Annotated in this window: 25 protein-coding genes and 1 pseudogene; 17 read left to right on the forward strand and 9 right to left on the reverse strand. The window is 65.0% G+C overall.

Annotated features, from left to right (window positions below):
- Positions 1–23: 23 nt before the first annotated feature.
- The gene (locus ACFOPI_RS03365; RefSeq protein WP_382170739.1) at positions 24–1,163 is read left to right on the forward strand and encodes a hypothetical protein; all 1,140 of its coding nucleotides are present in this window, start codon (positions 24–26) and stop codon (positions 1,161–1,163) included.
- Here ACFOPI_RS03365 and ACFOPI_RS03370 read toward each other — a convergent pair.
- Entirely contained in the window at positions 1,160–2,203 is a 1,044-nt protein-coding gene (locus ACFOPI_RS03370; protein ID WP_382170742.1) for an NAD(P)H-dependent flavin oxidoreductase, read from the reverse strand. The two genes, ACFOPI_RS03365 and ACFOPI_RS03370, sit on opposite strands and share 4 nt — an antisense overlap.
- Positions 2,204–2,299: 96 nt before the next feature.
- On the opposite strand from ACFOPI_RS03370, the gene hpaR reads away from it, so the two are divergent.
- The 11 genes from hpaR (at position 2,300) to ACFOPI_RS03425 (ending at position 11,650) form a co-directional block, all read left to right on the forward strand.
- Positions 2,300–2,788: a homoprotocatechuate degradation operon regulator HpaR gene (gene hpaR, locus ACFOPI_RS03375; protein WP_382170745.1), complete on the forward strand. Its 489-nt coding sequence runs from the start codon at positions 2,300–2,302 to the stop codon at positions 2,786–2,788.
- A 7-nt stretch (positions 2,789–2,795) separates the two neighbouring features.
- Positions 2,796–3,440, forward strand: coding sequence for a fumarylacetoacetate hydrolase family protein (locus ACFOPI_RS03380; protein ID WP_382170748.1), 645 nt, complete (start codon positions 2,796–2,798; stop codon positions 3,438–3,440).
- Positions 3,437–4,210 carry a fumarylacetoacetate hydrolase family protein gene (locus ACFOPI_RS03385; RefSeq protein ID WP_382170751.1) on the forward strand — a complete coding sequence of 258 codons (774 nt, stop codon included), beginning with the start codon at positions 3,437–3,439 and terminating at the stop codon, positions 4,208–4,210. The genes ACFOPI_RS03380 and ACFOPI_RS03385 overlap by 4 nt, the downstream gene beginning before the upstream one ends.
- Positions 4,207–5,682 (forward strand): 5-carboxymethyl-2-hydroxymuconate semialdehyde dehydrogenase, encoded by a 1,476-nt coding sequence (hpaE, locus tag ACFOPI_RS03390; protein ID WP_382170754.1) that lies wholly within the window; start codon positions 4,207–4,209, stop codon positions 5,680–5,682. The genes ACFOPI_RS03385 and hpaE overlap by 4 nt, the downstream gene beginning before the upstream one ends.
- 357 nt (positions 5,683–6,039) lie before the next feature.
- Complete coding sequence (gene hpaD / locus ACFOPI_RS03395; RefSeq protein WP_382170756.1) at positions 6,040–6,966, forward strand: 3,4-dihydroxyphenylacetate 2,3-dioxygenase; 927 nt, start codon at positions 6,040–6,042, stop codon at positions 6,964–6,966.
- Positions 6,967–6,980: 14 nt separating this feature from the next.
- Positions 6,981–7,427: a 5-carboxymethyl-2-hydroxymuconate isomerase gene (locus ACFOPI_RS03400; RefSeq protein WP_382170759.1), complete on the forward strand. Its 447-nt coding sequence runs from the start codon at positions 6,981–6,983 to the stop codon at positions 7,425–7,427.
- A gap of 7 nt (positions 7,428–7,434) precedes the next feature.
- Positions 7,435–8,262, forward strand: a complete 828-nt coding sequence (gene hpaH, locus ACFOPI_RS03405) for a 2-oxo-hept-4-ene-1,7-dioate hydratase (RefSeq protein WP_382170762.1) — start codon at positions 7,435–7,437, stop codon at positions 8,260–8,262.
- A gap of 34 nt (positions 8,263–8,296) precedes the next feature.
- Entirely contained in the window at positions 8,297–9,058 is a 762-nt protein-coding gene (locus ACFOPI_RS03410) for a class II aldolase/adducin family protein (RefSeq protein ID WP_382170765.1), read from the forward strand.
- Positions 9,055–10,086, forward strand: a complete 1,032-nt coding sequence (locus tag ACFOPI_RS03415) for a 2-dehydropantoate 2-reductase (RefSeq protein WP_382170768.1) — start codon at positions 9,055–9,057, stop codon at positions 10,084–10,086. The genes ACFOPI_RS03410 and ACFOPI_RS03415 overlap by 4 nt, the downstream gene beginning before the upstream one ends.
- Positions 10,083–10,892 (forward strand): 4-hydroxy-2-oxoheptanedioate aldolase, encoded by an 810-nt coding sequence (hpaI, locus tag ACFOPI_RS03420; protein ID WP_382170771.1) that lies wholly within the window; start codon positions 10,083–10,085, stop codon positions 10,890–10,892. The genes ACFOPI_RS03415 and hpaI overlap by 4 nt, the downstream gene beginning before the upstream one ends.
- A 92-nt stretch (positions 10,893–10,984) precedes the next feature.
- Positions 10,985–11,650, forward strand: a complete 666-nt coding sequence (locus ACFOPI_RS03425; RefSeq protein WP_382170773.1) for a hypothetical protein — start codon at positions 10,985–10,987, stop codon at positions 11,648–11,650.
- An 85-nt stretch (positions 11,651–11,735) separates the two neighbouring features.
- Here the strand turns inward: ACFOPI_RS03425 and ACFOPI_RS03430 are convergent.
- The 4 genes and pseudogenes from ACFOPI_RS03430 to ACFOPI_RS03445 form a co-directional block, all read right to left on the reverse strand.
- Positions 11,736–11,897, reverse strand: a pseudogene (locus ACFOPI_RS03430) (VOC family protein); the annotation flags it as partial.
- 49 nt (positions 11,898–11,946) lie between these two features.
- Positions 11,947–12,201: an acyl-CoA-binding protein gene (locus ACFOPI_RS03435; RefSeq protein WP_382170776.1), complete on the reverse strand. Its 255-nt coding sequence runs from the start codon at positions 12,199–12,201 to the stop codon at positions 11,947–11,949.
- 15 nt (positions 12,202–12,216) lie between these two features.
- Positions 12,217–12,837, reverse strand: coding sequence for a glutathione binding-like protein (locus ACFOPI_RS03440; RefSeq protein WP_382170778.1), 621 nt, complete (start codon positions 12,835–12,837; stop codon positions 12,217–12,219).
- 25 nt (positions 12,838–12,862) lie between these two features.
- The gene (locus ACFOPI_RS03445; RefSeq protein ID WP_382170781.1) at positions 12,863–13,525 is read right to left on the reverse strand and encodes a DJ-1/PfpI family protein; all 663 of its coding nucleotides are present in this window, start codon (positions 13,523–13,525) and stop codon (positions 12,863–12,865) included.
- Positions 13,526–13,638: 113 nt separating this feature from the next.
- Between ACFOPI_RS03445 and ACFOPI_RS03450 the strand changes: the two genes are divergently transcribed.
- The 4 genes from ACFOPI_RS03450 to ACFOPI_RS03465 all read left to right on the forward strand — a co-directional run bounded on the left by ACFOPI_RS03450 (position 13,639) and on the right by ACFOPI_RS03465 (position 16,403).
- Positions 13,639–14,643, forward strand: coding sequence for a GlxA family transcriptional regulator (locus ACFOPI_RS03450; RefSeq protein WP_382170784.1), 1,005 nt, complete (start codon positions 13,639–13,641; stop codon positions 14,641–14,643).
- A 145-nt stretch (positions 14,644–14,788) separates the two neighbouring features.
- Positions 14,789–15,409 (forward strand): TetR/AcrR family transcriptional regulator, encoded by a 621-nt coding sequence (locus tag ACFOPI_RS03455; protein WP_382170787.1) that lies wholly within the window; start codon positions 14,789–14,791, stop codon positions 15,407–15,409.
- Entirely contained in the window at positions 15,406–15,732 is a 327-nt protein-coding gene (locus tag ACFOPI_RS03460; RefSeq protein ID WP_382170790.1) for a YciI family protein, read from the forward strand. The genes ACFOPI_RS03455 and ACFOPI_RS03460 overlap by 4 nt, the downstream gene beginning before the upstream one ends.
- Entirely contained in the window at positions 15,729–16,403 is a 675-nt protein-coding gene (locus ACFOPI_RS03465; protein WP_382170793.1) for a DNA-3-methyladenine glycosylase I, read from the forward strand. Before ACFOPI_RS03460 ends, ACFOPI_RS03465 begins: the two co-directional genes overlap by 4 nt.
- Here ACFOPI_RS03465 and ACFOPI_RS03470 read toward each other — a convergent pair.
- Entirely contained in the window at positions 16,337–16,750 is a 414-nt protein-coding gene (locus ACFOPI_RS03470) for a VOC family protein (protein ID WP_382170796.1), read from the reverse strand. The genes ACFOPI_RS03465 and ACFOPI_RS03470 overlap by 67 nt on opposite strands.
- Before the next feature lie 142 nt (positions 16,751–16,892).
- On the opposite strand from ACFOPI_RS03470, the gene ACFOPI_RS03475 reads away from it, so the two are divergent.
- The gene (locus ACFOPI_RS03475; protein ID WP_382170799.1) at positions 16,893–17,186 is read left to right on the forward strand and encodes an aldolase/citrate lyase family protein; all 294 of its coding nucleotides are present in this window, start codon (positions 16,893–16,895) and stop codon (positions 17,184–17,186) included.
- 125 nt (positions 17,187–17,311) lie between these two features.
- Here ACFOPI_RS03475 and ACFOPI_RS03480 read toward each other — a convergent pair whose 3' ends face one another.
- The 3 genes from ACFOPI_RS03480 to ACFOPI_RS03490 form a co-directional block, all read right to left on the reverse strand.
- On the reverse strand, positions 17,312–17,911 hold the full coding sequence (locus ACFOPI_RS03480) for a TIR domain-containing protein (RefSeq protein WP_382170802.1): 600 nt from the start codon (positions 17,909–17,911) through the stop codon (positions 17,312–17,314).
- 5 nt (positions 17,912–17,916) lie between these two features.
- A complete protein-coding gene (locus tag ACFOPI_RS03485) occupies positions 17,917–18,405 on the reverse strand; it encodes a toll/interleukin-1 receptor domain-containing protein (RefSeq protein WP_382170805.1) in 489 nt (162 codons plus the stop codon).
- Between the two features lie 119 nt (positions 18,406–18,524).
- Positions 18,525–19,955: an SIR2 family protein gene (locus ACFOPI_RS03490; protein WP_382170808.1), complete on the reverse strand. Its 1,431-nt coding sequence runs from the start codon at positions 19,953–19,955 to the stop codon at positions 18,525–18,527.
- Positions 19,956–20,138: the final 183 nt, after the last annotated feature.

A 20,138-nucleotide genomic window follows, 5' to 3' on the forward strand; every position in this document is an offset into this window, starting at 1 on the left:
ATCCCACCTGCCCGCCGCACCCTGTGTCTTCCGCCCGCAAAACCTCTTCTTCGAGCCTGGTTGCCCCCGCGGCCGCCCTGCAGGCCCTGGCGCCGGGCGAGCAGCCGCTGTCGGCCGCGGCCCGCGCCTTCAACCTGCAGCTGACCCGGGTCGACAAGCTCCGGGCGCAGCTGGACGAGCTGGATGTTCTGGGCCAGGCCCACCGGACCGAGCGGCACCGCTGGCTTTCGCCTCTGAAGCGGCAGCAGCGCGAGCAGATGCGTGCGCTCGCCCTGGCGTTGGAGGGGCACCTGCAGGGCAAGGCGCTGAGCCGACTGCAACAGGACACGGCCACCGAGGCGCTGTGCGCGCTGGCGCAGACCCTGGCCGACGAGGGCGAGACCGACATGGTGGCCCTGCACGACCGGCACAGTCGCCAGACCCTGGCGCAGAAGAAGCAGGCCGCGGCCGATGCGATGCGTGCGCGCCTGGAGGCCGCCCTGGGCGAGCCGCTGGCCGCCGACGGGGACGAGCTGTCCATGGACGAGCTGGTGCGCGCCGGCATGGCGCGGCTGCGCGAGGCGCGCGACGAAGAGCAGGCGCGCCGCCAGGCCAGGGCGCAGGCGCGCAAGGCCCGGCAGAAGGCGGGCAGCCGACCCGCCGAGGTGCAGGCGCAGGCGGCCGACGCCGAGACCCAGCTGCGCACCCTGTTCCGCCAACTGGCCAGCGCCCTGCACCCCGACCGTGAGCCCGACGAAGCCGAGCGCCAGCGCAAGACCGCGTTGATGAGCGAGGCCAACACCGCCTACGCGCGCAAGGACCTGGTGACGCTGATGCAGATCCAGCTGCGCGCCGAACTGGCCGACCCCGCCGCGGTCTCGCGTCTGGCGGACGACCGGCTGGCCGCACTGACGCTCTTGCTCAAGCAGCAGGTGGCGGGACTGGAGCGCGAACGCGCTGCGCGGCAAGCTCAGCTCGCGGCCGAGTTCGAGCTGCCGCCCGGCCAGGTGGCCAACCCGAACACGCTCAGGCAACAGTTGCTGAACCAGGTCGCCGCGCTGGAGTCGTCGGTGGCCCGGCTGACTCAGGACCTGGATCAGGTGCAGGAACCGGCCGGGCTCAAGCGCTGGCTGAACCGCCTGCGCGAAACGCGCCCGAGCGACGGCGACCCCGGCTGGATCTAAACGAAACCCTGGAGCAGCGCGACCGTGATCTCGGCCGCCGGTGCGCTGCGGCAGCCGCTGGCGTTCTGGCCGCTCCACAGGGGTGAGAAGTCGCCGCGGCCCTGCTTCTCCCAGTGCGCGCGAAGCGGCGCGATGGCGGCCGTGGCGGTGGGGAAGGCGGGCGCAGCCGGGTTCAAGGGCCCCAGCTCGCGCATCACGCGGTTGACGATGCCGCGTGCCGGCCGGCCGCTGAACAGCGTGGTCAGCGCCGTGTGGCGCGCGGCATCGCTCTGCAGCGCGGCGCGGTGGATGGGCGAGGTCAGGGCTTCGTCGCTGCACAGGTAGGCCGAGCCCACCTGCACGCCGGCCGCACCCAGCGCGAGCGCCGCGCGCACGCCCGCCGCGTTGGCGATGCCACCGGCTGCGATCACCGGTACCTGCACGGTGGCCGCGATCTGCGGCAGCAGGGCGAAGGTGCCGACCTGGGTCGTGAGGTCGTCGGTCATGAACATGCCGCGGTGACCCCCGGCTTCCGAGCCCTGTGCGATCACTGCGTCCACGCCCTGGGCTTCGAGCCAGATGGCTTCTTCCACCGTCGTGGCCGAGGACAGCACCACGCTGCCCCAGCCTTTGATCCGAGCCAGCAAATCCGGCGCGGGCAGGCCGAAGTGGAAGCTCACGATGGGCGGGCGGAACGGCTCCACCAGATCGGCCACCGCGTGGCTGAACGGCACACGCCCCGCGCCGGCCGGCACGGCGGCAATGTCCAGCCCGGCCTCGGCATAGAAGGGGGACAGAGCCTCCCGCCAGCGGGCCTCGCGCGCGGCGTCGGGCGCGGGCGGCGTGTGGCAGAAGAAGTTCACGTTCCAGGGCCGGGTGGTGCCCTGCGACAGCGCGGTCAGCTCCTGCACCAGCGCCTCGGGCGTGAGCATGGCGGCGGGCAGGGCGCCGATGCCGCCGGCGCGGCAGACCGCCAGCGCCAGGGCCGAGCCCTGAGAGCCGGCCATGGGCGCCTGCAGAAGCAGGTGATCGACGTTCAGGCGTTGGGCGAGCGTGTTCATGCCGCAATTGTCGGCCGCCACCAAAGCCTTCGGGTTAACCCCGGTTTTGTGAATCCTGGAAAAACATTTAACATATTAAATAAATCGCACCGACCCATGGCCATCGACGACAACTCCCCTTCCTTTGTCCACCGCAACCTGCCGCGCCTGTTGCTGGAGGCGCGCGAGGCCGTGATGCAGCACACCCGGCCCAGCCTGCGCGAGCACGGCCTGTCCGACCAGCAGTGGCGCGTGCTGCGCGTGCTGGGCGAACACGCCCGCGACCCGGCGGGCGTGGAGACCGGCCGCGTGGCGCGCGAGGCGCTGCTGCTCGGCCCAAGCCTCACGGGCGTGCTCACCCGCATGGAACGCGACGGCCTGATCACCCGCAACCGCTGCCCGCAGGACGCGCGCCGCACCGTGGTGCGCGCCACGCCCGCGGGGCTGAAGCTGGTGCGCAAGCTGTCGTTGACCATCGAGTCGCACTACCAGTGGATGGAGGCGCAGCTGGGCAAGCAGCGCCTGGCGCAGCTCTATGACCTGCTGGACGACGTGATCGCGCTCGAAGCGCCCGGCGGCGTCGAGGCCGACGACATCGAGGAATAAACCACCCATGAACACCCACACCTACCTACCTGGCGGCACCGTCTACGGCACGCTGCTGAACTTCCGGCGCGAACACGCCCTGTGGGCGCCGCGCATGCACGAGGCGCCATACAAGGCGCCGCCGAACGCGCCGGTGCTCTACATCAAGACCGCCAACACCTTCACGCGTTGCGGCCAGGCCATCGCGCTGCCCAAGGGCGTGGCCGAGGTCGAGGTTGCGGCCAGCCTGGGTCTGGTGGCGGGCGACGGCGGCCGCGTGGCGGGCGCCGTGCTGCTCAACGACGTGGCCATTCCGCACGAGAGCTACTACCGCCCGCCGGTGAAGTTCCGCTGCGTGGACGGCTTCCTCGGCGTGGGCGATGCGCTGCGGCCGCTCACGGACCTGGGTGAACTCGCCGCGCTGGTGCTGGAGCTGCGCGTGGACGGCGTGATGCGCCAGCGCACCGCGCTGGCCGACCTGGTGCGCGACGCGGCCACGCTGTGGGCCGACGTGAACGCCTTCCAGTCGATGCGGCCGGGGGATGTGCTGATGGTCGGCACCGACTGCCTGGAGGACGGCTCACGACCGCGCGCCAAGGTCGGCGATTCGGTCGAGATCACCGCCACCGGCTTCGCGCCGCTGGTCAACCACTTTGTGCAGGAGGCGGTATGAAACACGCCCGCATCGCATGGGCCGGCGCGGTCCACGACGCCGTCGAGAACAACGGTGAGCTGGAGTTATTGACGCCAGCCTTCAAAGGCCGCCGCGTCGGATTCGACGAAGTGGTCTGGCTGCCGCCGCTGGCGCCCATCAACCGTCCGCGCACCGTGCTCGCGCTGGGCCTGAACTACGCCGACCACGCCAAGGAGCTCGCGTTCAAGGCCCCCGAAGAGCCGCTGGCCTTCGTCAAGGGCGAGGCTTCTTTGATCGGCCACCGCGCATTCACCGTGCGGCCCGACGGCGTGCAGTTCATGCACTACGAGTGCGAACTCGCGGTGGTGATCGGCCAGCCCGCCCAACGCGTGAAGAAGGCCGACGCCTTGAAGTACGTGGCCGGCTACACGGTGGCCAACGACTACGCGATCCGCGACTACCTGGAGAACTGGTACAGGCCCAACCTCAAGGTCAAGAACCGCGACACCTGCACACCCATCGGCCCCTGGCTGGTGGATGCGGCCGATGTGCCCGACCCGCAGGCGCTGGCGCTGCGCACCACGGTCAACGGCAACGTCACGCAGCAGGGCAGCACGAAAGACATGATCTTCGACGTCGCCACGCTGATCGAGTACTTCAGCGGCTTCATGACCCTGATGCCGGGCGACCTCATCCTCACCGGCACGCCCGACGGCGTGGTCGACTGCCAGCCCGGCGACGTGATCGTCACCGAGATCGACGGCATCGGCGCATTGACCAACACGATCACCTCTGAGAGCAAAGCATGACCCAACGCATCGACCACCTCATCAACGGCAAGACCGTCGCCGGCCGCGACTACTTCGAAACGATCAACCCGGCCACGCAGGGCGTGCTCGCCGAAGTCGCCTCGGGCACCGAAGCGGAAGTGAACGCCGCGGTGCAGGCCGCGAAAGACGCCTTCCCCGCCTGGGCTGGTCTGCCCGCGACCGAACGCGCGAAGAAGGTGCGCGCGCTAGGCGACCTGATCGCGAAGCACGTGCCCGAGATCGCCCGCACCGAAACCGAAGACACCGGCCAGGTGATCGCGCAGACCGGCAAGCAGCTGATCCCGCGCGCGTCGGACAACTTCTACTACTTCGCCGAGATGTGCACCCGCGTCGACGGCCACACCTACCCCACGCCCACGCACCTGAACTACACGCTGTTCCACCCGGTCGGCGTGTGCGCGCTCATCAGCCCTTGGAACGTGCCCTTCATGACGGCCACCTGGAAGGTCGCGCCCTGCCTCGCCTTCGGCAACACGGCGGTGCTGAAGATGAGCGAACTCTCGCCCCTGACCGCGGCGCGCCTGGGCGATCTGGCGCTCGAAGCCGGCATACCGGCCGGTGTGCTCAACGTGGTGCACGGCTTCGGCAAGGAAGCGGGTGAGCCGCTGTGCGCCCATCCCGACGTGCGCGCCATCAGCTTCACCGGCTCCACGGCGACGGGCAACCGCATCGTCAAGGCCGCGGGCCTGAAAAAGTTCAGCATGGAGCTGGGCGGCAAGAGCCCGTTCGTCATCTTCGACGATGCCGACCTGGACCGCGCGCTGGACGCCGCGATCTTCATGATCTTCAGCAACAACGGCGAGCGCTGCACCGCCGGCTCGCGCATCCTGGTGCAGCAGAGCATCTACGCCGACTTCGCCGCGAAGTTCGCCGAGCGCGCCAAGCGCATCGTGGTGGGCGACCCGCTGGATGAGAAGACCACCATCGGCCCGATGATCAGCCAGGGCCACCTGGCCAAGGTGCGCAGCTACATCGAGCTGGGGCCGAAGGAGGGCGCGACGATGCTGTGCGGCGGCCTGGACCGGCCGTCGTACGCGGCCGAGTTGCCGGCGCATGTGCAGGCCGGCAACTACGTCTGGCCGACCGTGTTCGCCGACGTGGACAACCGCATGAAGATCGCGCAGGACGAGATCTTCGGCCCGGTGGCCTGCCTGATTCCGTTCAAGGACGAGGCGGACGCGATCCGCATCGCGAACGACATCGCCTACGGTCTGTCGAGCTATGTGTGGACCGAGAACATCGGCAAGGCGCACCGGGTGGCGGCGGCCGTGGAAGCGGGCATGTGTTTCGTGAACTCGCAGAACGTGCGGGATCTGCGGCAGCCGTTTGGCGGCACCAAGGCATCGGGCACGGGGCGCGAGGGCGGGACCTGGAGTTACGAGGTGTTCCTGGAGCCCAAGAACGTCGCCGTTTCTCTGGGTTCGCATCACATTCCTCATTGGGGAGTTTGATTTGCTCCCCTCTGCTGTTTCACGCAGCTGCCTGGGCGGGCTGGGAGGACCGGGGTACCCGGTTCCGCTCATGTCCCCCGAAACGGGCTTTGCCCGTTTCTCCTCCTTTACTTCGCTGCACCGGGTACCCCGGTCCTCCCAGCCAGAAGTGATGCTGGCACTCAACGGTTGGAGCGCCGATGCGCAGCGAGAGAAGGCGGTGATGGGTGTGTGCCGCAGCGAAGTAAAGGAGGAGGGTTTTGCACAGCAAAACCCGGGGGACATGAGCGGAGGCACACACCCGTCGCCGCCTTCTCCCCACACCAGTCAGCCAACCAACGGCAACCAAACAACGAAGCACCAACGGAGACAGACGCCATGGGCAAAGTAGCACTCGTAGGAAAGATCACCCACGTCCCCTCGATGTACCTCAGCGAACTCGACGGTCCTCGCAAAGGCTCCCGCCAGGACGCCATCGACGGTCACAAAGAAATCGCACGTCGCTGCAAGGAACTCGGCGTCGACACCATCGTCGTCTTCGACACCCACTGGCTCGTCAACGCCAGCTACCACCTCAACTGCGCCCCCCACTGGCAAGGTACCTACACCAGCAACGAGCTGCCCCACTTCATCAGCAACATGGGCTACGCCATCCCAGGCAACCCCGAGCTGGGCCAGCTGCTCGCCAAAGTTGCCAACGAACACGGCGTCGAAACCCTCGCCCACCACGCCACCACGCTGCAGCCCGAATACGGCACCCTCGTGCCCATGCGCTACATGAACGAAGACCAGCACTTCAAGGCCGTCTCGGTCTCGGCGCTGTGCACCGTGCACTACCTCAACGACAGCGCGCGCCTGGGCTGGGCCATGCGCAAGGCCGTCGAGGACCACTACGACGGCACCGTGGCCTTTCTCGCCAGTGGAAGCCTCAGCCACCGCTTCGCGCAGAACGGCCTCGCGCCCGAATTCGCCTTCAAGGTCTGGAGTCCCTTCCTCCAGCACCTGGACGACGAGGTCGTGCGCATGTGGCAGGCCGGCGAGTGGAAGGACTTCTGCGAGATGCTGCCGGAGTACGCATCCAAGGGCCACGGCGAAGGCTTCATGCACGACACCGCGATGATGATGGGTGTGCTGGGCTGGAGCGAGTACGACGGCAAGGCCGAGGTCATCACGCCGTACTTCGGCGCGTCGGGCACCGGCCAGATCAACGCCGTGTTCCCGGTCACGCCCGTCACCGGCAAAGCCATTCCCAAGGCGCAGGCCTCGGCCGCCGATGGCTTCAGCCTCGTGAGTTCGCGCCTCTGAATCAAGGCTACCCCATGCCCCACCTCGTCATCCTCTACACCCCCAACCTCGACAAGCCGGCAGCGCAAGGCGGCGTCGACATGACGGGCCTCTGCCGCGCGCTGGCCGACACCATGCTCGCCGTGCGCGACGAGCAGGACCGCCAGGTTTTCCCCACCGGCGGCACGCGTGTGCTGGCCTACCCCGCCGCGCATTGCGCGGTGTCCGACGGCGGCGCGGCCGGCATCGCTGCGGGTCTGGGCGGCGACTACGCCTTCGTCTACATGAACCTGCGCATGGCCAAGGGCCGCAGTGCCGTGGTGCACCAGCGCGTGGGCGAGGCGCTGAACGCCTGCGTCAGGGAGCGCTTCGCCGAACAGTTGGCCAAGCGCCCCATTGGCATCACCGTGCAGGTCGACGAAGGCCACGAGGTCTTCGACGCCAAGAACAGCTCCCTGCACCCGCTCTTCAACAAGACGTAAAACAACCATGTTCGACGACGCCCTCGTTCAGCAGCTCGCCGCCGAGCTGCAGCAGTCCCAGCAGACCCGCACCCAGGTGGAGCACTTCTCCAAGCGCCACCCCGGCATGACCGTCGAAGACGGTTACCGCATCGGCCGCGCCTGGGTGGATCTGGAGAAGGCCGCCGGCAAGAAGGTCATCGGCCACAAGATCGGCCTGACCAGCCGCGCCATGCAGATCAGCAGCCAGATCGACGAGCCCGACTACGGCACCCTGCTCGACGACATGCTCTACACCGCGAAAGCCGGCGAGGTCTTAGAGATTCCGGTCAAGAACTTCATCGCCCCGCGCGTCGAGGTCGAGCTGGCCTTCGTGCTCAAGGCGCCGCTGGCCGGCCCGAACGCCACGATCGAAGACGTGCTGGCCGCGACGGACTACATCACCCCCGCCATCGAGATCATCGACGCGCGCATCGAACAGTTCGACCGCCACACCAAGGTGATGCGCAAGGTCTACGACACCATCAGCGACAACGCGGCCAACGCCGGCATCGTGATCGGCGCGGGCGACCCCGCTTTCCGCGCCGACCCGCACAGCACCAACCGCCCCTGGTGCGGCGCCATCCTGCGGCAGAACGGCGCGGTCGAAGAGACGGGCCTGGCCGCGGGCGTGCAGGGCGACCCCGCCATCGGCATCGCCTGGCTGGCCAACAAGCTCGCGCCATGGGGCGAGACGCTGCAGGCCGGCGAGATCGTGCTCGCCGGCAGCTTCACGCGGCCCGTGGCTGCCAAAGCGGGCGACCTGTTCGAGGCGGATTACGGCCCGCTCGGCTGCCTGCGCTTCCGCTTCGTCTGAGCACACACATATATATAGAGACTGGAGACCCCGCATGGCCGACGCCTTCCTCAAGCCCACCCGCTTCAGCGACGCCGAATGGCAGGCGCGCGTGCAACTCGCCGCCTGCTACCGCATCTTTGCCCACCTGGGCTGGGCCGAGCTGATCTACAACCACATCTCGCTGCGCGTGCCGGGGCCGGACGCCCACTTCCTCATCAACCCCTTCGGCCTGCACTACACCGAGGTCACCGCGTCCAACCTGGTCAAGGTGGATGTGGACGGGAACATCATCGGCAACGACGACTGGCCCATCAACCCCGCCGGCTTCACCTTCCACGGCGCCATCCACGCCACCCTGCCCGACGCGCATTGCGTGATGCACGTGCACACCACGCCGACCATGGCCGTGTGTTGCAGCGAAGAGGGCCTCGCCTTCACCAACTTCTACGCCGCCCAGCTCTGGGGCCAGGTGGCGTACCACGACTTCGAGGGCATCACCGTGCACCGCGAGGAGGGCGCGCGCATCTTGGCCTCAGCCGGTGGCAAGCGCGTGCTGCTGCTGCGCAACCACGGCCCCGTCGTCATTGGCGGCACGCTGCCGCAGGCCTTCAACCTCCTGTGGCTGGTGCAGCGCGCCTGCGAGATCCAGGTGGCCTCGGCCACGCTGGGCCAGCAACGCCAGATCCCGGTGCCGGTGCTGGAAGGCTGCGTGCGAGACTCGCTGAACTTCAATCCGAAGTACGGCGCGGGCGAAGATTCGTTCGCCGCCATGCAGCGCCTGATCGACCGCATTGACCCGGGGTATCGCGCATGAGTGAACAACCATTCCAGAAGGTCGCCATCGTCGGCGTCGGTGCCATCGGCGGCCTGTTCGCCGGCTGGCTCGGCTCGCGCCTGCCAGCCGGCCAGATCCAGCTTTCCGCCGTGGCGCGTGGCGACACGCTGCACACCCTGCAAGAGCAGGGCCTGACCTGGGTGGACGCCGACGGCGCGGAACACACCGTGCCGGTCCACGCCAGCGACGACCCGGCGAGCCTGGGCGTGCAGGACCTGGTGGTCGTCTCGGTCAAGGGCCCGGCCATGCCTGTGGTCGCCCCCGCCGTGCGCGCACTCATGGGGCCGCACACGGTCGTGCTGGTCGCGATGAACGGCGTGCCCTGGTGGTTCTTCGACGGCCTGCCGGGTGAAGCTGCCGGCCTGCAGCTCCACACCGTCGACCCCGGCGGCGTCACCGCTGTGAACATCCCCACATCGCAGGTCATCGGCTGCGTGGTGCACGCCAGCGCCGCCGCGCCGCAGCCCGCGCGCATCGAGCGCATCAAGAACAACCAGCTCATCATCGGCGAACCAGCCGGCGGCGTGAGCCCGCGTGTGCAGGCCCTGGCCGATCTGCTGGGCGCGGCCGGCTTCGCCGTCACGGTCAGCGAGCGCATCCAGCGCGACATCTGGTTCAAGCTCTGGGGCAACATGACCATGAACCCGGTCTCCGCCATCACCGGCGCGCCCTGCGACCGCATCCTCGATGACGACCTGGTGCGCGGCTTCTGCAGCGCCGTCATGCGCGAGGCGCAGGCCATTGGCGCGCGCATCGGCATCCCCATCGAGCAGAGCCCCGAAGACCGCCACGGCTTCACGCGCAAGCTCGGCTCGTTCAAGACCTCGATGCTGCAGGACGTGGAAGCCGGCCGCCCCATCGAACTCGACGCGCTGGTCGGCGCCGTGCGCGAGATCGGCCAGCACCTGGGCGAAGCCACGCCGAACATGGACGCGCTCATGGGCCTCACGCGCCTCATGGGGCAAATGCGCGGCCTTTACCCCGAACCGACGAAGACACCGCAATGAAGATCCCCCAGAACACCTTCCGCGATGCCCTGAAAGCTGGCCAACCCCAGATCGGCTGCTGGGTCGGCTTCGCCTCGCCCGACGTGGCCGAGGCCCTGGCCGGCTGCGGCTTCGACTGGCTGCTCATCGACGGCGAACACGCGCCCAACGACCCGCGCACCGCGCTCGACCAGCTGCGCGCCATCGCCCCGTACACCAAGACCCACGCCGTCGTGCGCGCGGTGCAGGCCGACGTGGCCCTCGTCAAGCAGTACCTCGACATCGGCGCGCAGACCCTGCTGATCCCGATGATCGACACGGCCGAGCAGGCCGCGCTCATGGTCCAGGCCATGCGCTACCCGCCCGAAGGCATCCGCGGCATGGGCGCGGCGCTCGCGCGCGCCTCGCGCTGGAACCAGGTGGACGACTACCTCAACGAGGCCAACGGCCAGATGTGCCTGCTGGTGCAGGCCGAGACCGTGACCGCGGTGAACAACCTGAAGGCCATCGCAGAGACCGAGGGCGTGGACGGCGTGTTCTTCGGCCCGGCTGATCTCTCGGCCAGCATGGGCCACCGCGGCCAGCCCGGCCACCCCGAGGTGCAGAAAGTCATCCTCGACGGCATCGCCACCGTGCGCGCCGCGGGCAAGGCCGCCGGCATCCTCGCCACCGACCCGGCGCTGGCGCAGCAGTACCTGGACGCGGGCGCGCTGTTCGTGGCGGTGGGGGTGGACACGACGCTGCTGGTGAAGGCGGCGAGCGGCTTGGTGCAGCGGTTCAGCGCGGGCGCCACCAAGGGGCCGGCTGCGCCTTCGGGCGGGTACTGAACTGCCGCGTGACCTAGATCACCTCTGGAACGGACGCTGGCGGCCTTGATGCACACTTCGCGCTTCCAGCCAGTTTTCGAAAGGGGAGCGTGATGGGGCTTGGTTTGATGGTGGGCTATCTTGCAGATGTACGGCAAGAAGATCCAGAGTTTGCTGATGAATTCATTGGGCGCATCAAAGCAGTCGAGGCATGTCTGGAACGCCAGGGACTTTCGGGATATTCCGAACCACCAGATCTACCGGAAGACGATTGGTTTTCCTGTGAGATGGTTGGATATTCAGGCCTTCACCACCTCCGTCGGCTCGCCGCCTATGTGGCCCTGGATCAACCGCTTTACACACCATCTCTCGAAGCCCCTGACGACGATCCGGTTGTGGAGAGGTATTACGAGGCGGTAGGCGATGGCGATATCAGTGATTTGCCGTTTCAGCACTTGATGCTGCACGGCGACGCAGAGGGGTTCTATGTCCCCGTGGACTTTGTCCGTGTGATCGATCCTGGGGAACTGTTTGACGATGTCGGCGGTGCAATCGGATCCGCTCACCGCCTGCTGGCGGAGTGCAAGGCCCTTGCTCGCGTGCTTGAGCTTCCGGAAGACCTGAATTGCGAGTCGGACGAAGTTTGGGAGGCCGCCAGCGCACCCGGGGCAGGGAAGTTGCGCTGGCAGCAGTTCGGCATTGAGTCGTTCAGCTGCATCCGACTGATTCGGGGCTGCGAGGCGTCCATCAAAACCGGAGCCGCTCTGGTTTTCTGTTGATTGAATGCGTGTGCCCTGAAGGCGTCGTGTGACGACGGTCTGCCGACCGACGATGTTTCTGGCGGAACCTTGCGTCTGGCGCTGCTCACCCGGGCAGGTGACAGACCGCTTCGACGTTGTTGCTGTCGGGGTCGATCACAAAAGCGCCGTAGTAGTTGGGGTGGTAGTCCGGGCGCAGGCCGGGCGCGCCGTTGTCCTTGCCGCCGGCGGCCAGGGACGCCTTGTAGAAGGTGTCCACCTGTTCGCGAGCTCGAATCCATCCAGTCGATGTGCCGATTTGCCAGGTCGGGCGGCTTTCATTCCAACCTGGTGACCAGGTCGATGTAACGCTGCATGGCGTCCTCTTTGGACAGGTCCTTGCATTCCGTCCAGGCGGTCCATTTGGTGCGTCCCCTCATGTCGGTGAACCCCGGTCTGGGTGTGGCGTTGTCGCTTTCGGTCGCTTGCTTGTAGAGACCGTACAACTGGAGCAGCACGGTGTTGTCGGGTCGGCTCTTCAGCGCGTTTGAGCGCTCGATGGCGGCCGTGAACGCTTCGATCAGGTGGGGCACAGGGTCTCTCCAGGTTCAAGCGAATTGGCTGAAAAGTGCTTCTTCGGTTTCCATGGCAGCCGTGAAGGCAGGCCGCGCCAGCAGGCGGTCCCAGTAGGCGAGCAGGTCGCCCTGCGGCTCCAAGAGTCCACCGCGCAGGGTGAGCATCAGCGCCCAGCCGAAGTACGCGTCGGCGATCGTGAAGGCATTGCCGGCGAGGTACGGCGTGTGCGAAAGCTGCCGGGTCACGTAGGCCAGCTTCTTGACCAGGTTGTCCTTCGCCCACGCCCGCACTTCCGCGGGTACGCCCTTGGTGAAGATCGGGTACAGGCAGTGCTTGTGCACTTCCGACGCCACAAAGTTCAGCCATTCAAGCGTGGCTTGTCCGGCGGTGGTGGATCGCGGCGGAAGGTAGCCGTGGTCGGGCGCCATGTCGGCGAGCACCTGCAGCACGACGCTGTTCTCCGTGACGATGCGCCCGTCGTCAAAGCGCAGCACCGGGACCTGACTCTTGGCCGAAATGGTGTCGAACGGCACGCCGTCTTTTGTCTGCTTGCGCAGCAGCGACACCGGTTGCATCTCGATGGGCAGCGAAGCCTCGCGAATGATCACGTGACCCGCGAAGGAACACGCGAGCGGGGAGAAAAAGTAGTCCATGGGGTTTCCAGAGTGGGTGTCCGGTTCAGGCGGGTGCGGTCAGGCTGCGGATGCGCTCGGCACCTTCGGCTTCGAACTGCCGGACGATGGACTTGGCAAAGTCAGATGCGGTGTCGGGCGTCCCGTTGCCGAACGGAGGATCGGGGTAGTACTCGATGCCGAGCTGCAGCGTCCTGGCCACCTGTTCGCCCGCCAGCAGCCCGGCCAGGAAGAGACCTGCGTCGATGCTGGCTGAGACGCCTGCGCCGGTGATGAGCTGGCCATCGCGGACGTACCGGCGGGTGCCGACGATCGCGCCGTGGCTGGCCACCTTGTCGCGCGCCACCCAGTTCGTGGTGACCTGCTTGCCCCGCAGAAGGCCGGCCTTGCCAAGCAGCTCCACACCGTTGCAGATGCCGACCGTCCAGGTGGCGCCGGTGGCCAGCCGCTGGATGGTGTCGAGCAGGGTCGGGTCGTTCAACGCCGGGGTGACGCCAGGGCCGCCAGGCACATAGACGATGTCGGTCCGGTCAATCTCGTCGAAGGTCTTGAACGCGGTCAGTGCGAGGCGCCGGGTGTCTGCCCAGACGGGCCCGCGCCGCGCGGCGGCGAACTCTGTTTCAACCCCGGGAACGTTGGCCAGGACTTCGTAGCCCCCCACGATGTCCAGTGCCGTAAACCCATCAAAGAGCAGGATCGTCAGTCGCATGTGTGTGCCTCGAATCAGTGGTTGCTGAGGGCACGATCTTGTCCTTTGAGCGCGTGGCAAGCCATTGTCATTACCGACTATATTTTGGGCATTAGTGACATCTGGAGAAACGCATGGGCAAGGAAGTCGCGGTCCTCGTCTATCCCGGCTGCATGGGCATGGAGGTGTTTGCGTTGACCGACCTGGTGCTGATGGCCAACCACCTGGCCAGCCACATGCAGCCGGCTCGGGTCGACGCGCTGCGGGTCAGGCTCGTCACCCTCCGGGCGAGCCCGGTGGCGATCGCCGGCGGGCTCAGCGTGGTGGCGCAGCGCCTGCGCGGGAGACCGGACCTGATCGTCGTGCCCGGCCTGGAGGTGTCCCGGTTCGGTGAATGGGACGAACGCTTTGCCCATCTGGGTGAGGAGCTGAAGGCGATTCGCCGCTTCCATCGGCAGGGCATTGCGCTGGCCTCGGTCTGCATCGGCAGCTTTGTCCTGGCGGAAGCGGGTGTGCTCCAGGGGCGGCGTGCGGCCACCGCGTGGCCGTTTGTCAACGAGTTCCAGGACCGGTATCCCGACGTGCAGATCGAGAAGGACGCGGTGCTCGTGTCGGACGGAGGCGTGACTACCACGGGTGCCGTCAGCAGCGTGATGGATCTGGGCCAGCACCTGATCCGCGAGAACTTCGGCGTCGCGGTGGCCCGCGCGGTGGGCAAGCTGGCGCTGATCGATGGGGGGCGCGTCAGCCAGCGCGCCTATGTGGACAACGCATTGATCCCACAGAACCGCGCGCCGTTTTCAGGCCAGGTCAACCGGTGGCTGACGAGCCGGCTCAGTGAGGCGTACAACCTGGGCGCGCTGGCCGACGAGTTCCACGTCACGTCACGCACGGTGCTGCGGCGGTACCGCCAGGAGACCGGCATGACACCGCTGCAATGGCTGCAGAAAGCGCGCATCGAAAGGGCCAAGTACCTGCTGGAGCTCAGCGCCATGCCGATGGCCGAAGTCGTCGCGACGGTGGGCTATCAGGACCTGGCGACGTTCTCCCGACTGTTTGCTCGCGAGACGGGCCAGACTCCGGGACACTACAAGCGGCGGTTTCAGATGAAGGGTGTTGCGGGGCTTCGCCGTGGGTGATGTGTCGATGCATCCAGGGCCGGCGTGGGTTGAGGCCTACCGACATCGTTCGTGCAGTCATGTACATTGCTGGGATTAGGATGATCGTCCTATACTGCCTAGGCCAACTGTCCTAGAACGTCCCAACCACGATGCCCACGCCACCATGAGCGCCGCTGAAACCGTGCCCTCCACCCGAGAGCGGATCGTCGAAGCGGCGGACACCCTGTTCTACCAGCGGGGGTTCGAGAAGACCTCCTTCGCCGACATCGCCGACGCCGTCAGCCTCTCGCGCGGCAACTTCTACTACCACTTCAGAACCAAGGACGACATCCTGGCGGCGGTCATCGCGCTGCGCTCGGACAGAACCCAGTCCATGCTGGCCTCCTGGACGCAGGACGCCGCCACGCCGGTGGACCGCTTGCGCTGTTTCGCCGAGATGCTGGTGCGCAACCGGCACGACATCCAGCGCTACGGTTGCCCGGTTGGCACGCTGTGTGCCGAGCTGGCCAAGCTGGACCACCCCGCGCAGGGCGACGCCGGCATGATCTTCGGTCAGTTCCGCGACTGGCTGCGCACCCAGTTCAATGAGCTGGGCCTGGCGCAACACGCCGACGCGCTGGCGATGCACCTGCTGGCGCGCAGCCAGGGCATCGCAGCGCTGGCCAACGCCTTTCACGACGAAGCCTTCATCCAGCGCGAGGTGGACCTGATCACGGCCTGGCTCGCCACCCTTGTCCCTCCTGCGGGGCCCGCCCAACGGCCTCGACGAAAGACCGCCTCATGAACCCAACCAGCCCCACCGTGTTCATCGTTTTTCTGAGATTCGGCCCGAACCGTGCACAGGCGGGCCAGTGGATGGCCGGGCACAAGCAGTGGATTCAGGACGGCATGGCCGACGGCAGCTTCCTCATGGCCGGCTCGCTAGAAAACGCACAGGGTGGCCTGGTGATCGCCACCGGCACCGATGCCGCAGCCATTCAGGCCCGCGTCGCGCAAGACCCCTTCGTGCTGCACGGCGTGGTGGCGGCCGACATCCACGCCGTCGCCCCCTCGGTCATGAAGCAAGGCCTGTCTGAACTGCTCGCTAGCAGCGGGGGAATCGCATGAACAAAGCCCAGACCGTGAACGGCAGCGACGGCCAGCCGCGCTGCCGCTGGTGCGCAGCCGCGCCGGAGTTCGAGCCGTACCACGACCACGAATGGGGCTTTCCGGTGGGCGACGACATCCGCCTGTTCGAGAAGCTCTGCCTGGAGAGCTTCCAGTCGGGCCTGAGCTGGCGAACCATCCTCGCCAAGCGCGAGAACTTCCGCAAGGCTTTCGACGGATTCGACTTTCACCGCATGGCCACCTATGGCGAGCGCCAGGTCGCCCGCCTATTGCATGACGAAGGCATCGTCCGCCACCGCGGCAAGATCGAAGCCGTCATCCACAACGCCGGTCGTGCCGTCGAACTGCAGGCAGAGTGCGGTTCACTGGCGGCCTACTTCTGGCGCTACGAGGGGGACCGCGCCACAGCCGCGCCACCTCAAACCGTGTCCACCTCACCCGAGGCGGTGGCGCTGGCGAAAGACCTGAAAAAGCGCGGCTGGAAATTCGTTGGGCCCACCACCGTCTATGCCTTCATGCAGGCCATGGGCCTGGTGAACGACCACGTGCCCGGCTGCATCATGGCCCGGCGGGTGGACCAGGCGCGGGCGGTGTTTGCGGTCGCTCACTCGGGCAGGTGGCAGACCGCTTCGACGTTGTTGCCCTCGGGGTCGATCACGAAGGCGCCGTAGTAATTGGGGTGGTAGTGCGGGCGCAGGCCGGGCGCGCCGTTGTCCTTGCCCCCAGCGGCCAGGGCCGCCTGGTAGAAGGCATCCACCTGCGCGCGGCTGCTGGCGCGCCACGCCAGATGGCAACCCGATGTGGCCGCCGGCCCGCCGTAGGGCGAAGGCCCGTCGATGAACCAGACGTCGGCCTTCTTGCCGTCGGGCTCGGCGGCGTCCGGGTAGGCAAAGCCGACCATGTTGGAACCGTAGTTCCCCTCAAAACAGACGCTGTAGCCCAGCGGCGCCAGGGCCGCGCTGTAGAAGGCCTTGGCCTTGGCGATGTTCGTCACGCGAAATGTCATGTGATCCAGCATGGTGGGGTCCTCCAAATGGTTTGGTACAAGAAAGAGTGCTTGAATACTGTATATAAAAACAGTTTTTAGTACAAGTATCTCAACCAAGCCAACGACCAGATGTGCCTGTTGGTGCAGGGCGAGACGCGAGGGCTCGGACGGCGTGTTCTTCGGCCCGGCCGACCTCTCGGCCAGCATGGACCACCGCGGCCAGCCCGGCCACCCCGAGGTGCAGAAGGTCATCCTCGACGGCATCGCCACCGTGCGCGCCGCCGGCAAAGCCGCCGGCATCCTCGCCACCGACCCGGCGCTGGCGCAGCAGTACCTGGACGCGGGCGCGCTGTTCGTGGCGGTGGGGGTGGACACGACGCTGCTGGTGAAGGCGGCGAGCGGGTTGGTGCAGCGGTTCAGTGTGGGGGCTTCAAAGGGACTGGCTGCGGCGTCGGGTGGGTACTGAGCGAGTTAAGAATCCAATCACTTGTTGGTCGGCTGTTTTTACGCCTTGGTGGCGTTTCGTCCGATAGGTACCGAGTCCAACATATGGTGCGGGCACAGGTATTTCAATGCAAAGACATCCTAAGCCTAGTAGCCTGCCTGTGTAGCTGCAGTTTCAATCCATCCCTCAATTCTCTCGTGAGAATCATTAGCCCAGCTGTAGATGGAAAAGAATTTGCTAAGAGCTGTGCACCCAGTTGGTGGAAGTTTGGATGTGTACGGCCAATCATCAAGCAGCTGCTTACCGAAGTCAGAGGTGTAGGTCCACTTGTCGCTTATCGTCTTGCGCTCGACTACTTGGATCTCGTCATCCTTGCAGTAGACACCCAGGAGATCGAACGGGTTGTCACCAGCCTTGGCCGTTGTCCCTTCGAAGTTGGCGATCGAATGGATCCTGACGCCCATTAGCCCGCGACCGTCGAACAACGCCTGCAAGATCTCAAACCGCACCCATCGGCGTGATGCGGTTTCTGCGCCGATCAAGACACAGATTACGCTTGTGCCTTGTATCTCCTTACGCAGGAAGCGCTTGAGGCGTTCTGGGTCTTCATTCTTCGTCTTTTCAAACGCAGATGCATCATAGAACCCGGCTTCACCATGATCCTTGAAGAACTGCGATTTGCGCACTACTTGCGCACGCTGGACATCCGGTTTGTAGTGAAAGCTAAAGAAGGTTTTTCGTGCCATGGCTATCAAAGCGAGAAAACATATTGGCCACTATTTTGGCCAGGGGGAAAGGCCGCCAAGCGGCCGTCACTAGCAAATTCAATGCGTCGATAAAGGTCAATGTACTCGGAGCCATAGGATCCGCTGTCGTCGAAAGTGGGTACAACAAGGATTCGTTCGTTTGCTTTGACGCCATCTGCGTGTCCAAGCTCCCATGGGCACCAACGTGACCTCATAGACCATTGGGTCGCGAGAAAGAGGAACCAATAACACTGTTGAATTCGACTGCGTAGCCGCTTAGCCGTTTCTGCGGATGGTTTGTCCGGCATCGCACTGTCCTGCCAGTCAATATAGACATCCATTCCGTGTGTTTTGAGCAGAGCCTGCAGTCCTAAGGCGAGCAGCCGGTCGTGATGGCTGTGACAGAGAAATGCAGTCCTCTGACCGATGTTGGCATTGAGCTTGGTAGTAGCCAAGCTTCCCGCGCCGCGTAGTACCGACTGGTTGATAGTCATGACTATGTATCGCCTTTCTTCTGATACTTCAGCATCGAGTTACTTGCGCGGTAACAAGTTAAAGGAGCGCAGCAGTTTTCAGAGTCACGTTGTAGGCAACGATACGCTGCGCCAATGAATCACTTGTTCAGACGACGGATGATTTCCAGAATGTGCCTCGTCAACTGGTCCGGGCTGAGGTCCTTTCGTCCAAGCTCCTGAATGATTGGCAATATCCAGCCTTCGATACCTGGATAGTACTTGGCAGGATCCCTAAGAGTCTCGTTCCACAATTCCTCGGCAACGTAACCGGTAGCACCCACTGGGATAGGCACCAGACCGTTTTCCATGGCTATCTGAAATTCGCGGTGAACCCCGTTGGCGGGCACGAGGTTGCGCGTGTCGTCCAGCTTGTTGCCAAAGACAAAAACAGCCACACCTGCCAGCGAGATCATTCGCTGGCGATACTGCTCCCATAGTTCTTTCAGGTTCCCACCGTGTTGCGGGAACGGCCGCACGATCAGCTGGTCTTCGGAAAATTTCTGGGGGTTTCCATAGATTGCTTCGAGGGCACCATTGATGACGGCACTACCCACGCCCCAACCGAATCCGTTTACTACTCTGCAGTTTTGCTTCACGCACTCCATTGAAAGGTTGTGCACGAAGGCGAGGGCAGTCTGCCGGTCCCAGCTGCCATACTCCTCGGCACTACCCGAGAAAAACACAGTCCTTTTCCTGAACCCGCTTTCAATTCGTTTCAGGATCCTTGGAATTTCACTGTACTCGGCGACCAGCAGGGTTTGAATCCCGAAACGCTTCAAGTCATTTACTCGTAGCTCCTGTCGGCGCTCCTCGAGAGCCTGATTGCTTGGGTCCTCTGCGACGACTGCTTTCATGATGCAGTAGTGTGTGCGCTTGGCATTGCCGTAGATGTGCAGACGGCTCAGAACGTAGTCAAGGTTTGGGTCGCTAAAGCTGAAGCCAACAAATAGGAACGTCTTCGAAACGAGGTCGCCTAGCAAAGCCGTGATAAACGGTGCCTTCTCGACGTGGTACCGCTCATACTGCGCCTTGTAGAGCACCGCTGAGTGCGCATCTGACACATCGCCGTGCATCTTGTAGACCACCGCATCGCGTTTGGGCTTGGTGCTGGTCAGCTGCTCTATCTTGTGTTTTACGTCAGCAACACGAAACGCTGCACGTAGGGCCTCCTCAATCAGCGTGTCGTAATTGGTTGTCCAGTATGTGCCGATAGGCAGGCGCGCGATGATCTGGTGGACTTCTGAAGGTTCGGCTTGCTCGCTGAACTCTTGGAGGATCTTTTTTGCTACTCCATCGGAATTGCCTCCTCGCTGGTTGACGTGATACTGCGCCACTGCGATCAGATCATGCTCAAGCTTTATGTCTAGGCCCAGTTCCTGCGCAATTTCTGCGAGGAGCTCACGCCAATCAACATAGCCTGCCGCCTTGGACATGCCCGCGCCTGCAAAAATTGCTGCGCTGTCACTCTGTAGCTCGCTGACGTATGCCTTTATGAAGGCCTGTATCTCGTGATCAGGAGTGATGGGCATGGATTAGTCGCTCAAACAGGGGTTGAGTTTGTGGGCTGTTCTGTCAGGGGAGAGGCTAGTAAGAACGGCCATAAGGGGTGAACGAGAAGTTCCAACCATGTGCTAGACATACCTGACACATGTCTCCTTAACGTCAAAAGTTGGCCAGAAGCTATGGGTTAGTGATGCCACCTTCGAAAAAAA

This window comes from Hydrogenophaga luteola (genome assembly GCF_042648585.1).
Lineage (GTDB): Bacteria > Pseudomonadota > Gammaproteobacteria > Burkholderiales > Burkholderiaceae_C > Hydrogenophaga > Hydrogenophaga luteola.

What these genes read in the sequence shown, in the direction of transcription:
- ACFOPI_RS03370 (WP_382170742.1), bottom strand. Translation starts at nt 2,203, where the DNA reads ATGAACACGCTCGCCCAACGCCTGAACGTCGATCACCTGCTTCTGCAG.
- hpaR (WP_382170745.1), top strand. Translation starts at nt 2,300, where the DNA reads ATGGCCATCGACGACAACTCCCCTTCCTTTGTCCACCGCAACCTGCCG.
- ACFOPI_RS03380 (WP_382170748.1), top strand. Translation starts at nt 2,796, where the DNA reads ATGAACACCCACACCTACCTACCTGGCGGCACCGTCTACGGCACGCTG.
- ACFOPI_RS03385 (WP_382170751.1), top strand. Translation starts at nt 3,437, where the DNA reads ATGAAACACGCCCGCATCGCATGGGCCGGCGCGGTCCACGACGCCGTC.
- hpaE (WP_382170754.1), top strand. Translation starts at nt 4,207, where the DNA reads ATGACCCAACGCATCGACCACCTCATCAACGGCAAGACCGTCGCCGGC.
- hpaD (WP_382170756.1), top strand. Translation starts at nt 6,040, where the DNA reads ATGGGCAAAGTAGCACTCGTAGGAAAGATCACCCACGTCCCCTCGATG.
- ACFOPI_RS03400 (WP_382170759.1), top strand. Translation starts at nt 6,981, where the DNA reads ATGCCCCACCTCGTCATCCTCTACACCCCCAACCTCGACAAGCCGGCA.
- hpaH (WP_382170762.1), top strand. Translation starts at nt 7,435, where the DNA reads ATGTTCGACGACGCCCTCGTTCAGCAGCTCGCCGCCGAGCTGCAGCAG.
- ACFOPI_RS03410 (WP_382170765.1), top strand. Translation starts at nt 8,297, where the DNA reads ATGGCCGACGCCTTCCTCAAGCCCACCCGCTTCAGCGACGCCGAATGG.
- ACFOPI_RS03415 (WP_382170768.1), top strand. Translation starts at nt 9,055, where the DNA reads ATGAGTGAACAACCATTCCAGAAGGTCGCCATCGTCGGCGTCGGTGCC.
- hpaI (WP_382170771.1), top strand. Translation starts at nt 10,083, where the DNA reads ATGAAGATCCCCCAGAACACCTTCCGCGATGCCCTGAAAGCTGGCCAA.
- ACFOPI_RS03425 (WP_382170773.1), top strand. Translation starts at nt 10,985, where the DNA reads ATGGGGCTTGGTTTGATGGTGGGCTATCTTGCAGATGTACGGCAAGAA.
- ACFOPI_RS03440 (WP_382170778.1), bottom strand. Translation starts at nt 12,837, where the DNA reads ATGGACTACTTTTTCTCCCCGCTCGCGTGTTCCTTCGCGGGTCACGTG.
- ACFOPI_RS03445 (WP_382170781.1), bottom strand. Translation starts at nt 13,525, where the DNA reads ATGCGACTGACGATCCTGCTCTTTGATGGGTTTACGGCACTGGACATC.
- ACFOPI_RS03450 (WP_382170784.1), top strand. Translation starts at nt 13,639, where the DNA reads ATGGGCAAGGAAGTCGCGGTCCTCGTCTATCCCGGCTGCATGGGCATG.
- ACFOPI_RS03455 (WP_382170787.1), top strand. Translation starts at nt 14,789, where the DNA reads ATGAGCGCCGCTGAAACCGTGCCCTCCACCCGAGAGCGGATCGTCGAA.
- ACFOPI_RS03460 (WP_382170790.1), top strand. Translation starts at nt 15,406, where the DNA reads ATGAACCCAACCAGCCCCACCGTGTTCATCGTTTTTCTGAGATTCGGC.
- ACFOPI_RS03465 (WP_382170793.1), top strand. Translation starts at nt 15,729, where the DNA reads ATGAACAAAGCCCAGACCGTGAACGGCAGCGACGGCCAGCCGCGCTGC.
- ACFOPI_RS03470 (WP_382170796.1), bottom strand. Translation starts at nt 16,750, where the DNA reads ATGCTGGATCACATGACATTTCGCGTGACGAACATCGCCAAGGCCAAG.
- ACFOPI_RS03480 (WP_382170802.1), bottom strand. Translation starts at nt 17,911, where the DNA reads ATGGCACGAAAAACCTTCTTTAGCTTTCACTACAAACCGGATGTCCAG.
- ACFOPI_RS03485 (WP_382170805.1), bottom strand. Translation starts at nt 18,405, where the DNA reads ATGACTATCAACCAGTCGGTACTACGCGGCGCGGGAAGCTTGGCTACT.
- ACFOPI_RS03490 (WP_382170808.1), bottom strand. Translation starts at nt 19,955, where the DNA reads ATGCCCATCACTCCTGATCACGAGATACAGGCCTTCATAAAGGCATAC.